Source organism: Pseudooceanicola aestuarii, from assembly GCF_010614805.1.
Classification (GTDB): domain Bacteria; phylum Pseudomonadota; class Alphaproteobacteria; order Rhodobacterales; family Rhodobacteraceae; genus Pseudooceanicola; species Pseudooceanicola aestuarii.
The window spans coordinates 1,409,500-1,423,347 of record NZ_JAAFZC010000001.1 but is presented as its reverse complement, the minus strand read 5'-3'; the positions used below and the strand labels follow the sequence as shown (position 1 = coordinate 1,423,347).

Annotated in this window: 11 protein-coding genes; 5 read left to right on the top strand and 6 right to left on the bottom strand. The window is 64.4% G+C overall.

The window, feature by feature from the left end; translation table 11 throughout:
- Window positions 1-94: 94 nt before the first annotated feature.
- The gene (gene ilvD / locus G5A46_RS06640) at window positions 95-1,951 is read left to right on the top strand and encodes a dihydroxy-acid dehydratase (RefSeq protein ID WP_163848457.1); all 1,857 of its coding nucleotides are present in this window, start codon (window positions 95-97) and stop codon (window positions 1,949-1,951) included.
- A 169-nt stretch (window positions 1,952-2,120) separates the two neighbouring features.
- On the opposite strand, the gene G5A46_RS06635 is transcribed toward ilvD, so the two are convergent.
- The 4 genes from G5A46_RS06635 to G5A46_RS06620 form a co-directional block, all read right to left on the bottom strand.
- On the bottom strand, window positions 2,121-3,494 hold the full coding sequence (locus tag G5A46_RS06635) for a cytochrome c (RefSeq protein WP_163848455.1): 1,374 nt from the start codon (window positions 3,492-3,494) through the stop codon (window positions 2,121-2,123).
- A gap of 9 nt (window positions 3,495-3,503) precedes the next feature.
- Window positions 3,504-5,273: a GMC family oxidoreductase gene (locus G5A46_RS06630; protein WP_163848453.1), complete on the bottom strand. Its 1,770-nt coding sequence runs from the start codon at window positions 5,271-5,273 to the stop codon at window positions 3,504-3,506.
- A gap of 2 nt (window positions 5,274-5,275) precedes the next feature.
- Window positions 5,276-5,971, bottom strand: a complete 696-nt coding sequence (locus G5A46_RS06625; RefSeq protein ID WP_163848451.1) for a gluconate 2-dehydrogenase subunit 3 family protein — start codon at window positions 5,969-5,971, stop codon at window positions 5,276-5,278.
- Between the two features lie 200 nt (window positions 5,972-6,171).
- Window positions 6,172-6,930, bottom strand: coding sequence for a hypothetical protein (locus G5A46_RS06620; protein ID WP_163848449.1), 759 nt, complete (start codon window positions 6,928-6,930; stop codon window positions 6,172-6,174).
- Between the two features lie 289 nt (window positions 6,931-7,219).
- Here G5A46_RS06620 and G5A46_RS06615 point away from each other — a divergent pair, with 289 nt between their 5' ends.
- Complete coding sequence (locus tag G5A46_RS06615) at window positions 7,220-8,305, top strand: alcohol dehydrogenase family protein (RefSeq protein ID WP_239520647.1); 1,086 nt, start codon at window positions 7,220-7,222, stop codon at window positions 8,303-8,305.
- Between the two features lie 352 nt (window positions 8,306-8,657).
- Here the strand turns inward: G5A46_RS06615 and G5A46_RS06610 are convergent, their stop codons facing one another.
- Both G5A46_RS06610 and G5A46_RS06605 read right to left on the bottom strand, forming a co-directional pair.
- Complete coding sequence (locus tag G5A46_RS06610; RefSeq protein WP_163848447.1) at window positions 8,658-9,332, bottom strand: flavin reductase family protein; 675 nt, start codon at window positions 9,330-9,332, stop codon at window positions 8,658-8,660.
- On the bottom strand, window positions 9,329-10,018 hold the full coding sequence (locus G5A46_RS06605; protein ID WP_163848445.1) for a GntR family transcriptional regulator: 690 nt from the start codon (window positions 10,016-10,018) through the stop codon (window positions 9,329-9,331). Before G5A46_RS06605 ends, G5A46_RS06610 begins: the two co-directional genes overlap by 4 nt.
- Before the next feature lie 164 nt (window positions 10,019-10,182).
- Here G5A46_RS06605 and G5A46_RS06600 point away from each other — a divergent pair, with 164 nt between their 5' ends.
- The 3 genes from G5A46_RS06600 to G5A46_RS06590 all read left to right on the top strand — a co-directional run bounded on the left by G5A46_RS06600 (window position 10,183) and on the right by G5A46_RS06590 (window position 13,848).
- A complete protein-coding gene (locus G5A46_RS06600; RefSeq protein ID WP_204318700.1) occupies window positions 10,183-11,754 on the top strand; it encodes an ABC transporter substrate-binding protein in 1,572 nt (523 codons plus the stop codon).
- A 140-nt stretch (window positions 11,755-11,894) separates the two neighbouring features.
- A complete protein-coding gene (locus G5A46_RS06595) occupies window positions 11,895-12,878 on the top strand; it encodes an ABC transporter permease (RefSeq protein ID WP_163848443.1) in 984 nt (327 codons plus the stop codon).
- 13 nt (window positions 12,879-12,891) lie between these two features.
- Window positions 12,892-13,848, top strand: coding sequence for an ABC transporter permease (locus tag G5A46_RS06590; protein ID WP_163848441.1), 957 nt, complete (start codon window positions 12,892-12,894; stop codon window positions 13,846-13,848).

Sequence of the window (13,848 nt, the reverse complement as noted above, 5' to 3'; positions counted from 1 at the left end):
CACGTAAAAGGTTGCACCGCCCGCGCAGAGGGTTACAGATCCGTGCACCAGAAACCCGACGCCCAGACGCATCGCCAATCACGGAACCCAGCCAATGCCTCATTACCGCTCCCGCCGCTCCACCCATGGTCGCAACATGGCAGGGGCAAGGGGCCTGTGGCGGGCCACCGGCATGACCGACAGCGATTTCGGCAAGCCGATCATCGCCGTCGTCAACTCCTTTACCCAGTTCGTGCCTGGCCACGTCCACCTGAAGGACCTGGGCCAGATGGTCGCCCGCGAGATCGAGGCAGCCGGAGGCGTGGCCAAGGAATTCAACACCATCGCCGTGGATGACGGCATCGCCATGGGCCATGACGGGATGCTCTATTCCCTGCCCTCGCGCGAGGTGATCGCCGACAGCGTGGAATACATGGTCAACGCCCATTGTGCCGATGCGATGGTCTGCATTTCCAATTGCGACAAGATCACCCCCGGTATGTTGATGGCTGCGATGCGCCTGAACATCCCCGTCATCTTTGTCTCCGGCGGCCCGATGGAGGCCGGGAAGGTCACGGTGGACGATCTGGAACGCGCGGTGGATCTGGTGGACGCGATGGTCGTGGCCGCCGATGACAGCTACACCGACGAACAGGTCGCGGAGTTCGAGCAGAACGCCTGCCCCACCTGCGGCTCCTGTTCGGGCATGTTCACCGCCAATTCGATGAACTGCCTGGCCGAGGCTCTGGGCCTTGCCCTGCCCGGCAACGGGTCCACCCTGGCCACCCATGCCGACCGCAAGGGCCTGTTTCTGGAGGCCGGGCGCCGCATCGTGGAGATCACCAAGGCGCATTACGAGGACGAAACCCCCGGCCAGCTGCCCCGCGAGATCGCGTCGTTCAAGGCATTCGAAAACGCCATGTCGCTGGACATCACCATGGGCGGGTCGACCAACACGGTGCTGCACCTGCTGGCCATCGCGCATGAGGGCGGCGTGAACTTCACCATGGACGATATCGACCGGCTCAGCCGCAAGGTGCCCGTGCTGTGCAAGGTCGCGCCTTCGGTCCCTGATGTGCACATGGAAGACGTGCACCGCGCCGGTGGCATCTTCGGGATTCTGGGAGAAATGCTGCGCGGCGGGCTGATCCATGGCGACGTGCCGACGGTGCATTCCGCGACGATGGCCGAGGCGATCGCCAAATGGGACATCGTCACCGCCACCGATCCGCAGGTGCGCGACCTGTACCGCGCCGCACCCGGCGGGGTGCGCACCACACAGGCGTTTTCGACCGAAAACCGCTACAAGGCGCTGGACGATGACCGCCAGGGCGGCGTGATCCGATCAGTGGAACATGCGTTTTCCAAGGACGGCGGGCTGGCCGTCCTGTTCGGCAACATCGCCGAAAGCGGCTGCATCGTGAAAACGGCGGGCGTGGACGACAGTATCCTGAAATTCTCCGGCCCCGCCAAGGTGTTCGAAAGTCAGGATGACGCGGTCAACGGCATCCTGACGAACAAGGTCGCGGCCGGCGAGGTTGTCATCATCCGTTACGAGGGACCGCGCGGCGGGCCGGGGATGCAGGAGATGCTCTATCCCACCAGCTACCTGAAATCCAAAGGGCTGGGCAAGGAATGTGCCCTGCTGACCGATGGCCGTTTTTCCGGCGGGACGTCGGGCCTGTCCATCGGCCACGTCTCTCCCGAGGCGGCAGAGGGCGGCCTGATCGGGCTGGTCGAAACCGGCGACCGGGTGGAGATCGATATTCCCAACCGCACCATCCATCTGGCCGTGGAAGACAGCATCCTGGCAGACCGCCGCGCCGCGATGGAGGCAAAGGGCCCCGCCGCCTGGCGCCCGGCGGAGCCGCGCAAGCGTCAGGTCAGCCGCGCGCTGCGGGCCTATGCCGCGCTGGTTGGCAATGCCAGCCAGGGCGCCGTCCGGCTGGACCCGGATGACGTGCTGAACTGATCGGCCCCGCCCGTGCGCCCCTCGGGAGGCCGGGCCCTGAAAAGCGCTGCGCCCCCGATCCAATCCGGACGGGGGCGCAGGTGCTTTCGGGGCGTCAACCTCGGGGCGTCAATCGCAGGAGCCAAGGACAGGGCGCATCACGTCGCCCCCGCTGGCCCATGCCGCGCCCCTAATGCGGCGCCGTATTGGTCGCGCCGCGCAGATCGGTCACGTCGGATGCCACAACTGGCGCCGCCTCATTGCCCCAACCGGAGCGGAGGAAATTCGCCAGCTCCGCGACCTCGTCATCCGACAACCGGTCGCCGAAACCGGGCATCCGCAGGGCGTAGGGCCGTTCCGCCGTGGAAGGCAGTTCCGACCCCGCGAGGATCATCGACAACAGGCCCACCGGGCTGTCCGCCGTCACCAGCGCATTGCCCGCCAGTTCGGGAAAGACCTCGTCCGCGCCACCGCCATCGGTGAAATGGCAGGCCGCGCAATTGTCGAGGTATAGCCGTGGCCCCAGATCCATCCCCGGATCGGCGGAATTCAGCAACGCTTCTGTCGGGGTTTCCGCCTCTGCTGTCAGTGTTTCGGCGAAACCTGCGGGGCGGGCATCGGCGCCTGCGGTCTCTTCCTCCGCCGGGATGCTGGCGTCGCCCCCGTTGAGGTCCACCAGGTAAGCCGCGATGGCGGTCAGGTCGTCCTCGGTCATGAACTGCGTGCTGTCGCGCACCACCAGCTGCATCTCGCCGTTGATCGCCGCATGCGCGTTACGCCCGGTGGCCAGAATGTCGCGAATGTCCTGCACGCTCCACCCGTCGACGGCACTGCCTGGACCGCGCAAGGCGGGGGCGGTCCAGCCTGCGATCTCTCCGCCGGTCAGGAAATCGCCATCCGCCGCGGTGAACCCGGCCTGGGCAAAGACCGCGTTGCGCGGCGTATGGCAGGCACCGCAATGGCCCGGCCCCTCGACCAGATAGGCACCGCGCGCCAGCGGATCGGCGCCCGCCTCTGCCACTTCGGCAAAGCCGGGATCGGGCAGGCCGACCCATTTCCACGCCCGCAAGCCCCACCGCTGGTTGAATGGAAACGGCAGTTCGGCGTCGGGCACCGGGTTCTTCACCGGCTCCAGCGTCTGGGTGAAATAGGTGTAGAGCCGTCGCACATCCGCCTCTCCGATGGCGCGGTAATTGGCATAGGGCATCGCGGGATAGAGGTGATGTCCCTCGTCATCCAGCCCGTCGTAAAGCGCGCCCCGGAACTGGGCCAGCGTGTAGCCGCCTATCCCGGTGTCGGGATCGGGCGTGATGTTGGACGAATAGATTGTGCCCAACGGACTTTCGATCGGACGGCCACCGGCAAAGGGGGTGCCGCCCTCCGCCGTGTGACAGGCCGCGCAATCGGCCAGCCGCATGGCATATTCCCCCTCCTCCGGGGTCGGGGTGCCGCCATCGAAGGAGGCCACCGCATCGGTCCGGGACACGGGCCACAGGATGAAGACCGCCAGGGCCACGACCCCCAGCACGACCAGAAGGGCAACGATACGCAGAAAGGTTTTCATGATCTCACCTCACACCAGGGGCCGGGGATCGGGCAGGTAATCGTTCACGATCGCCTCCACCGCCCAATAGGCCAGCGCGCCCACCGCGCCGGTCGGGTTGTACTGGATGTTCTGCGGGAAGGCCGAAGCCCCCATGACAAAGACGTTATGCTGCCCCCAGCACTGCAAGTACCGGTTCAGAGACGAGGTGTTCGGATCCGTCCCCATGATCGCGCCCCCCACGTTATGAGTGGTCTGGTAGGGTCGCACGTCGTAGCGCGCGCCGTCGCCCTTGTAGCTGGATTGCCAAGTGTCGGGCTCCATCGCCTGAACGATTTCCTCGATCTTGCGGCGCATGAACTGGGTCATGCGGATGTCGTTGTCTTTCCAGTCGAAGGTCAGGCGCAGCAGCGGGCGGCCATGTGGATCGGTATAGGTCGGGTCAAGGTCCAGATAGCAATCGGCATAGGACATGTTCGACCCGTGCGACCCCAACCCCGTGGAGCGGCCGTACCATTCGCCCACTCCCTGCTTCCACTCCGCGCCCCAGCCCTTGGTCCCCTCGGGCAGGGCGATGCCGCGAATGGGCTGGCCGTTGGAATGGCCGCAGGTCATGTAGCTGCCGCCGATGAACCCCTCGGCGGCATAGTCGATCTGCTCTATCCCGAAATCGTTGATCGACATCCCCGACGACCCGGCAGAGGCAAAGGGATTGAAGTTCCGATCCTTGAAGAACATCGTCGTGCCACCGTTCATCTGGTAGGAATAGTTCTTCCCGGTCGTGCCCTGCCCGGTCGCGGGATCATAGGGTTCGCCAATACCCGACAGAAGCATCAGGTGGACATTGTGGATCGAATAGGCCGCCAGAATCACCAGGTCGGCGGGCTGGGTCACTTCCTCCTGCGTCTCCGCATCCCAATAGGTGACGCCGGTCGCGGATTGCCCATCGGGGGCCAGGTCGACGCGCAAAACCTCGGAATTCACCCGGTACTCGAAATTCTCATAGCGTTTCAGCGCATCCAGAACGCAGGTCTGGGGCGCGGCCTTGGAATAGTTCAGACAGCCGTAGCGGGCGCAGAAACCACAGTAATTGCACGGCCCCAGCTGCATGCCGTATTCGTTCACATGCGGCGCGCTGGCATTGGCGGCGGGGCGCGGGAACGGGTGATAGCCCATCGCCTGCGCGGTTTCGGCGAACAGCATGGAATCCTTTTGCTGTTTCAGCGGCGGCAGCGGGTAATCGCGGCTGCGCGAAGGTTCGAAAGGGTTGCCGCCCTCGATGATTTCGCCATTCACATGACCCGCCTGCCCGGAGATCCCGGCCATGTATTCGAAACGGTCGTAATAGGGTTCCAGCTCCTCTGCCGTGACGCCCCAGTCCTGGATGGTCATGCCCTCGGGGATGATGTCGGCGCCAAATGTCTCTTCCACATAGGAGCGCAGGCGGTATTCCTGGGTCTGCGGCCGCCAGGTCTGACCGTTCCAGTGAATGCCCGCGCCACCGACACCGTCACCGGGCAGGAACGAACCCAGCCGCCGATAGGGCAACGCCGTTTCGTCCGTGGTGCGACGGATCGTCAGGGTCGAGGCCTTGGGCCGCTGCATGAAGCCATAGCGCTCGCCAAAGCGCAGCTCGTCGATGACCTGCGGATATTTGAAATCGGGGACGGTCGCGCGGTCGGGGCCGCGTTCCAGGGCCAGGATATCCAGCCCTTCCTTGGCCAGCTCGATGCCGGTGATCGCCCCGGTCCAGCCCAGGCCCACGATCACCACGTCACGCTTGCGTTCGGTTCTTGCCATGGTCAGCCCCTCTCCCCCGAGATCGAAACCGGGCCAAGGGGGTAGTCTTCCGCCCGTCCGACCCATTCGGTGTAGCTGCCGCGCGCACCCGGAAACCCGATATGTTTCCACGCCGCCATCCCCGCGTTGCCGCCATACATCGGGTCGGCGAAATACCCCTCCCGCGTGTTTTGCAGCAGCAGATCCCAGAATTCGCGCAGCTCCGGCTCAAGCCGCACGCGGCCCTCCGACAGATCGGTGAGAAAGGCATCCTGCGCCTTGGCGTCCCGCTCGACAAAGGACGGGCGCCCGCCCGCCTTCAGCCGGGCATCCAATGCGGCAATGGCGCCGCGGTAGATCTCTGCCGGGGTCAGCGGGCTTTGCGGGCCCAGCTCCTCGGGGGCGTCGGGGACGAACGGACCTTCCATGTAGAGATCGGCTGCGGCGCCGAAATCCCCGGCCAGCTGGCGGTCGATGAACACCGGCACCCGAGCCTCCAGCGCGCCGGGGCCGTCGCCTTCGGACGGGATAATCCGCGCGGTCGCGGCCATGACAAAGGCCCATTCAGCGGGGGTCAGGAACTCCGGCTCGTATTGCTCAAGTGGCACGTCATCCGCCACCGCCGCGCGCCCTGGCGCCCCCGTGGCGACCAACGCAGGCAGCGCGGCCGTCGCGCCCAGGAACCCCCGGCGCGTTGTGGAAAGATAATCTCTGGACATGTGGTCAACCCTCTGACGTCGGCGCGGACTTCGCGGCCCGATTGCTGGAGGTGTCCCTGCTGCCGCGCCAAGATCGCGACCGGGACCACCATGTCCCAAACGGCCCCCACCCCCCCGAGGTTCCGCAATTTATCGCAAACCCGCATCATAAGTAGCTGCAAGCCATACCAAAGGCGGGCGCCTACGGGACGCGAAGGGCCTCACCCTACCAAGGAGGAAGGTCGGTCGAACCGGTGCGCCTGCACGCTGGTCCGATCCTCGCGCAGCATCCAGAAGATGCCGTCAAAAAAGGGAGAGATATCCAGTTCTTCGCGGCACTGCTCCAGCCAGGCCGGAGAAATCACATCGCCGCCCCAGGCACCTTCGACAAACAGGAACAGCCACTTTTCCCCGCTCCCCTCAGGCCACCTGGCCAACCCCTCCGCCTTGGTCGCCAAGGCGTTCCTGATCATCTTGTCGGCCTCAGAATCGGGGCAAAGAAGCCCGGAGGTCGGCCACACACGCCATGTGCCCGCTGGACCATGCGAAAACCGTAACCTGCAACCTTGTAGTGTCAGGGGAGCGTCCGGTGCCTCCTCCAGATGCCGAAGGACGGCAGTTTCGACCATCGTCTTCCAATCCTTCCAGCTTTGCCCCGCAATGCCGGGGTTGAGCGCGTCAGGCGGCGAGAGGGAGATCACGTACGCCCGCTTTCGAAGCGCTTTGGTCTTTTTGCCCAGATCGTCGCCAAAACGTTTGAGCGCCTCCATGACACCCCGAGCGGGTTTCGGAGTCCCGGTTCCGATCTCGGGCAAATGGTGATCGGCGCGCGTCACCTCGACGCCCCAAGCCACCGTGCTTGGCCACTTCACGACCAGATCGGGCGGGTCAGCCCCCTCGATCACCTCGCACGCCATTCCCTGTTCAGCGAAGAAGGCAATCAGGCGTTGCCTCGCGAATTCCTCTTCCTTCCGCAGCATAGCACCTCCCCGGACATGCATTCCGGCGGAGCGTAGCGGCGCAGCCAGCCAGACCCAAAGGAAACGTCAGAATTGAAATCGCCGGGAAACCCGTGTGATCGGTGCAATCGGCCTGCACGCGGGCATTCCCTCTGTGGGCGCGCGGGACAGACACCCAGCGCGCATGGTCCACCCGCGCCCCGCACCGCCCCCACCTGTCGGCGGGCCGACGGTTGTGGCCGCGGAAAACGGTCACTACCCTTGCGGCTGCCGCGCTGGCTGCGCGCGCGCCTTCAAGGGAACGACCGTCATGCAGGACAACTCCGCCGAAACCGCGCCGACGATGATGGCTGTCGTCACCACCGGAACCGGCGGGTATGACCGGCTGGTCTACAAACCCTACCCGATGCCCGCCGCAGGCCCCGGGCAGGCCCTTCTCAAGGTGCTGGCCGCCGGCGTCAACAATACCGAGATCAACACCCGGCTGGGCTGGTATTCCGCCTCCGTGACCGCAGCGACCAACGACACCGGAGAGACCGACCCCCGCCCCGACGGCGGCTGGAATGCCGCGACACCCTTCCCCTTTGTTCAGGGAACCGATTGCTGCGGAGAGGTGGTCGAAGTCGGGGAGGACGTGGATCGCGCCCTGATCGGCACACGCGTCCTGGTACGGGCCTGCATGCGCGAACATGGTTTTGATCGGATGGACAATATCTGGATGGGGTCGGATTTCGACGGCGCCTTTGCACAATATGTCGCCGTGCCAGCCGCAGAGATCTTTGCCGTCACCTGCGACTGGACCGACGCCGAACTGGCGACGATTCCCTGCGCCTATGGCACGGCGGAGAACATGGTGCATCGCGCGGGGGTCACCGCCGGCATGCGGGTGCTGGTGCCCGGCGCTTCCGGCGGCGTCGGCTCGGCGCTGGTGCAGCTGGTCAAGCGGCGGGGTGCCGAGGTCATCGCCATTACCAGCGACAGCAAGCGGCAGGCCCTTCGGGAAATCGGCGCAGACATCGTGCTGACCCGCGAAGACGATCCGCTGGCCTGCCTGGGCACCGAGGCGGTGGACGTGGTGATCGACAACGTCGCCGGTCCCGGCTTTGGCACCTGTCTCAAGCTGCTGCGGCGCGGCGGGCGATATGCCTCCTCCGGCGCGATTGCGGGTCCGATGGTCGATCTGGACATGCGCGACATGTATCTCAAGGATATCACGTTGATCGGCTGCACCGCCTGGGACGCGCCGGTCTTTGGCAATCTGATCCGCTATATCGAAGCGGGTGAGATCCGGCCCCTGTTGGCGCGCACCTATCCGCTGGACCAGATCGCCACCGCGCAGCAGGATTTCCAGGAAAAGCAGCACGTCGGCAAGATCGTCCTCATCCCCGCGCATTGAGGAGCGCCCTGACACGCAGGAAAAGGCCTCCGGGCACGTTTTGACGGGGCTGGGAACACTCCTGTCTCCAAGCCCCGGACTGAATGTCGAGGGGGTCTATCTCCCGGATACCCGCAAATTTTACGACCCGATGACGGTTCAGGATGATCGCGGCGCGGCAGCGTATCAACCCGGAGCGTTCGACGATCTATCGTCCGAATACACATCCGTCGCGTTCCTCTGGCATCCGGCCCTGACCTGCCCCGCCGGAGGGGCGCGTGGGTGTCTTCGCCCCTACCTGACACCCTGCAGCACCCGCGCGGACCACGATCCCCAAGGGGGAACCGGCAAAGTCGACGGGCCTGAGCGAGCCTTAGCGGTTGCCCGCCCGCGCCTGCGCCTTGCCGGGGTTGAGCACCTCTTCGGACGAAGGTGTCGGCAGGTCGAAATAATCGAAGGTTCCGGCATAGCCATTGCCCCCCATTCGCCCCAGCGCGTCAAGTTTCCGGTGATCGGAATAGTAGGTGCCCGGCTCGATGATATCCTTGCGGATATGCGCGCGCAGAATGCGGCCAAGGATGATCTCGCGGGCAGAACTGACCGCGATACCCAGGTAACGCTCGCATTCGAAGGCCACCGGAGCCTCGGCGATACGGGGGCAGGCCACGCGATCACCCGGCACTGCGGTCAGCCCGGCCATCTCCAGTTCGTCGATTTCGGGGGCGAAATCGGCGGCGGTTACCGACATGGCATCGGCATTGGCGCGGTCGACGATATTGACCGTGAAACATTCGGTCATGCGGATGTTCCAGGCGGTGTCCTTGAAGCTGCGGTCTGGCTTGTTCTCGACCCCGAGCGCCAGGATAGGCGGATCGGCGGACAGGCAGTTGAAGAACGAATAGGGCGCCGCGTTGACCACCCCGTCGGGGGAGATCGTGGTGACCCAGGCGATCGGGCGCGGCACGATGGTGCCAATCATCACCTTGTAGGCCTCACGCGCAGAGAGCTCGGCGAAATCGAAGGCGTGGTGGCCGTCTTGCAGGGTCATTGGGTCAGTTCCTTGCCGTAATGTGAGAGGATGGATTGGATACTATCGGGCTGGGCGGAAAGTTCGGCACGGTCCGCGACAGCGCCAAGGTGATGTTCCATGATCCCGATGGCACGCTGTGCATCGCCGGCGCGGATTGCGTCGATGATCTGCGAATGCTCATCGACCGCGCAATCCGAGGAATGGTTGCGCGCATATAGCGACAGGATCAGCGAACAGCGCAGCACCACCTCCGCGACATAGCGGGTCAGCACCGGGTTGCCGGTGAGTTCGGCCAACAGGATATGGAATTCACCGGCCAGACGAATGGAGACCGGCCCATCCTTGCCGCGCACCGCCTGTTCCTGGCGCACATGCGCCTCCAGCCGGTCAAAACCGCTGCCCGGCATGCGATCACACAGCAAACGAATCACGTCGTTCTCAAGACAGCGCCGCACCTCGAAGACGTGCTGTGCGTCGTCGCGGGTCGGCTCCGCCACGAAGGCTCCGCGGTTGCGCCGGGTCTCCACCAGGCCTTCGTGCTCCAGCCGCACAAGCGCATGGCGCACGATGGTGCGCGACACGCCGAATTGCTCTCCCACGGTGTCCTCGGGCAACCGCATTCCCGGTTTCAGGGCCTGTTCGATGATCGCCTTGCGCAGCAGGTCATGCACCGCATCGGTCAGCGTCGTCTTGGTCTCACTCATGGTCGGATCTGCCTATCAAATTTGCACAATCACTATCGCATACGGTTTAAATGGTCAATCGGATACAATTTGGTTGCTCTAACGTATTCACTGTGCCACCCAAAATACATCGTATCCAATTTTCTCGAATCTCAAATGCAATCCAGGCCAAAGAGGACCAGATCATGAAACTACGTCACCTCATGCTCGCTACTGCGGCGGTTGCCGCTTTGTCGGCCACCGCGCAGGCTGAGAATGTGCTGAAATGGGGCGCTAATCGCGATATCGGCTCGCTCGACCCCTATTCCTTCGGCGACAGCTTCACCATCAACGTGCTCAACCACGTCTACGAGGGGCTGGTGCGCTACAACAAGGATCTGAAGATCGAGCCGGCGCTGGCGGAAAGCTGGGAAATCCTCGACGATCAGATCACCTGGCGGTTCAAGCTCCGCGAAGGCGTGACCTTCCACAATGGCAACCCGTTCACCGCCGAGGATGTCGTCGCCTCCCTGACCCGTGTCAGTCACGAGACCTCGCCGTTGAAAGGTAACCTGCCGGCCTATGTCAGCTCCAGGGTAGTGGATGACCTGACCGTCGACATCACCTTGAACGGCACCTATCCGCTGCTGCTTAACGACCTGACCAACATCCATATCTTCGACAAGGAATGGATGACCGAAAACGACGCGCTGATGCCCACCGACGTCGGCGCCGGCACCGAAGGCTACGCGACCTACAACGCCAATGGCACCGGCCCCTTCGTCGTCGAAAGCCGGCAACCGGACGCCAAGACCGTCTTTGTCGTCAACCCCGATTGGTGGGACGAACCGCAGCACAACCTTGACCGGATCGAGCTGACGCCGGTGAACTCGGCGGCGACCCGCGTGGCCGCGCTGCTGTCGGGGGAGATCAGTTTTACCAATGACGCGCCGGTTCAGGATCTGCCGCGCCTGGCCGCCGCACCCAATGTCGAGGTGCTGGAGGGCGTCGACCTGCGCACCGTGATGATCGGCTTTCCGTTTCGTGATACGCTGACCACCGGTGAACCCAACCCGTTCAAGGAAAAGCCGGTGCGCGAGGCGCTGTACAAGGCGATCGACCTCGACCTGATCCACCAGAAGGTGATGCGCGGCAAGTCCCGGAACGCCGGTGCCACCGTCGCGCCGCCGATCCCCGGTTATACCGAGGCGCTGGACGAACTGCCGGTCCATGATCCCGACGCATCGAAGGCCCTGCTGGCCGAGGCGGGCGTGCCCGAGGGGCTGGAGTTCGAATTCAACTGCCTCAGCGACGGGTTGGTGAACGAGGAACAATTCTGTCAGGCTATCGCCTCCATGTGGAGCCGGATCGGACTGTCACCCAAGCTGGACGTGGCACCGCGCGCCGTACAATCGCCGAAGCGCACCAATGGCAAGACCGACGTCTACACGCTTGGCTGGGCGACGTTGCCGCTGCTCGACAGCTATTCGCCGCTGCTTCAGATCTTCCACTCCAAGGATGGCAATGCCGGTGTCTTCAACTGGGGCGGCTGGTCCTACCCCGAGCTGGACGCCCTGATCGACGCGGCAGGCAGCGAACTGGACCTCGACGCCCGGCTGGCCCTGCAAACGCAGGCCCTCGAAATGGTCAAGGACGAGATGATCATGATCCCGCTGCACCAGCAGCCGATGGCCTGGGCGGTGACCGAGGGTGTGGCCGAGATGCCGCTTTTCCCGGATGCCAAGCCGCGGCTCTGGTTCGCGAAGATGGGCGGCTGACCCAGCGCATGACCCGGATCGCCCTGCGGGGCGGTCCGATCGGCCAGGAGCCCGATCCCCGGCCCCCTGAGAATTCCCTCGGCAAGACGCGGGGACCGCGCGCGCCTTGTCCCATCTGACACCTGACCCCGGAGACCGGAATGATTGCCTTTCTTCTAAAACGTACGGCCAACGCGGCCTTCGTCATGCTGGCGGTGGCGCTTCTGGCCTTCGTGATCTTCCGTTTCTTCGGCGACCCGGTCGAGATGATGGTGAACGAGCAGGCCACCCAGCAGGACCGCATCGAGCTGCGCGAGCGGCTGGGGCTGAACGACGGTTTCGTCACCCAGTACACCCGGTTTGTCACCAATGCGGTACAGGGCGATTTCGGCATCTCCTATCGCAACCAGCAGGATGTGATGGTGCTGATCAAGGAGCGCTTCCCGGCTACCTTCGAACTGGTGCTGGTGGCGACCGTGATTTCGCTTGTGGTGGGCATCCCGGCCGGGGTGATCACCGCCGTCTATCGCGACAGTCGATTGGCCAACATGTTGCAGCTGGGTTCGATCGTGGGGGTATCCTTGCCAAGTTTCGTGGTCGGCATTCTGCTGATCCTCGCCTTTTCCGTTTCTCTGGGCTGGCTGCCGGCCTTCGGACGCGGGGAGACGGTAGACATCGGCTGGTGGTCGACCGGGCTGCTCACGCCTTCCGGGCGGGCGGCGCTTGTGCTGCCGGCGATCTCGCTCTCGACCTTTCAGGTGACGCTGGTGATGCGGCTGGTGCGGGCCGAGATGCTGGAGACCCTGCGCGCCGATTACATCAAGTTCGCCCGCGCGCGCGGCGTGCCGACCGCCCGCGTGCAATGGCGCCACGCGCTGCGCAACTGTCTGATGCCGGTGATCACGCTGACGGGCATGCAGATCGGGAACCTGATCGCCTTTGCGCTGGTAACAGAGACGGTGTTCCAATGGCCCGGCATGGGGATGCTGTTCATCCAGGCGGTGACCTTTGTCGACCTGCCGGTGATGGCCGCCTATCTGCTGATCGTGTCCTTCATCTTCGTCGCACTGAACACCCTCGTCGACATCACCTACGCCTGGGTCGATCCGCGCCTGCGCGACGACAGCGCCCGTGGCAATGGCTGAACCGGAGACCCCAATGGACAAATCCATCCCCCTGACCCCGCCTGCCACCCCGGCGCGCCCCGCGCGGCTGACCCGCCTGCGCGACAGCGACCTGTGGCATTCCTTCCGCGCGCATCCTTCGGCGATCTTTGCTGCGATGCTGCTGGCGCTGGTGGCCCTGACCGCCTTTCTGGCGCCGCTGATCACGCCGCAGAACCCCTATGACCTGGCCGCGCTGGAGCTTTGGAATTCCGAGATCCCGCCGATCTGGAAGGCCGACGGCCAATGGCCCTACCTTCTGGGCACCGACACCCAGGGCCGCGACATCCTGTCGGCGGTGCTCTATGGCTCGCGCATCTCGCTGATCATCGGCTTTGCCTCGGTGCTGCTGGCGCTGGCCGTGGGCCTGTCTCTGGGTTTGATCGCGGGCTATTTCGGCGGCTGGATCGACAACGTGATCATGCGGGTCGGCGATGTTCTGCTGTCGATGCCCTTCATCCTGATCGCCATCCTGATCACCGCCATCGCCGGCGCCTCGCTGCCCACGGGGCTGAAGGACGTGCTGGCGGCGCCGATCCTGATCTTTGCCATCGCGGTGCCCTCCTGGGTGCAATACGCCCGCACGGTCCGCGCCTCGGCGATGGTGGAGGCGAAAAAGGAATACGTGCAGGCGGCCAAATTGATCCGGGTAAAATCCTGGCGCGTCATGCTGCACCACATCCTGCCCAATTGCCTGACGCCCATCATGGTGGCGGCAACGCTGAACTTTGGCCTCGCGATCCTGTCGGAGGCGACGTTGTCCTTCCTGGGCGTCGGGATGCCGCCGGATCAGCCCTCGCTCGGCACATTAATTCGGATCGGCAACCAGTATCTCTTTTCCGGCCTGTGGTGGATCGTTGTTTTCCCGTCGATCCAGCTTTGCCTGATCGTGCTGTCGGTCAACATGATCGGCGACTGGCTGCGCGACGCGCTCAACCCCAAACTGCGGTGA

Excerpts from the sequence above, each read along its gene's own strand:
- ilvD (WP_163848457.1), top strand. The coding sequence starts at position 95 with ATGCCTCATTACCGCTCCCGCCGCTCCACCCATGGTCGCAACATGGCA.
- G5A46_RS06635 (WP_163848455.1), bottom strand. The coding sequence starts at position 3,494 with ATGAAAACCTTTCTGCGTATCGTTGCCCTTCTGGTCGTGCTGGGGGTC.
- G5A46_RS06630 (WP_163848453.1), bottom strand. The coding sequence starts at position 5,273 with ATGGCAAGAACCGAACGCAAGCGTGACGTGGTGATCGTGGGCCTGGGC.
- G5A46_RS06625 (WP_163848451.1), bottom strand. The coding sequence starts at position 5,971 with ATGTCCAGAGATTATCTTTCCACAACGCGCCGGGGGTTCCTGGGCGCG.
- G5A46_RS06620 (WP_163848449.1), bottom strand. The coding sequence starts at position 6,930 with ATGCTGCGGAAGGAAGAGGAATTCGCGAGGCAACGCCTGATTGCCTTC.
- G5A46_RS06615 (WP_239520647.1), top strand. The coding sequence starts at position 7,220 with ATGCAGGACAACTCCGCCGAAACCGCGCCGACGATGATGGCTGTCGTC.
- G5A46_RS06610 (WP_163848447.1), bottom strand. The coding sequence starts at position 9,332 with ATGACCCTGCAAGACGGCCACCACGCCTTCGATTTCGCCGAGCTCTCT.
- G5A46_RS06605 (WP_163848445.1), bottom strand. The coding sequence starts at position 10,018 with ATGAGTGAGACCAAGACGACGCTGACCGATGCGGTGCATGACCTGCTG.
- G5A46_RS06600 (WP_204318700.1), top strand. The coding sequence starts at position 10,183 with ATGAAACTACGTCACCTCATGCTCGCTACTGCGGCGGTTGCCGCTTTG.
- G5A46_RS06595 (WP_163848443.1), top strand. The coding sequence starts at position 11,895 with ATGATTGCCTTTCTTCTAAAACGTACGGCCAACGCGGCCTTCGTCATG.
- G5A46_RS06590 (WP_163848441.1), top strand. The coding sequence starts at position 12,892 with ATGGACAAATCCATCCCCCTGACCCCGCCTGCCACCCCGGCGCGCCCC.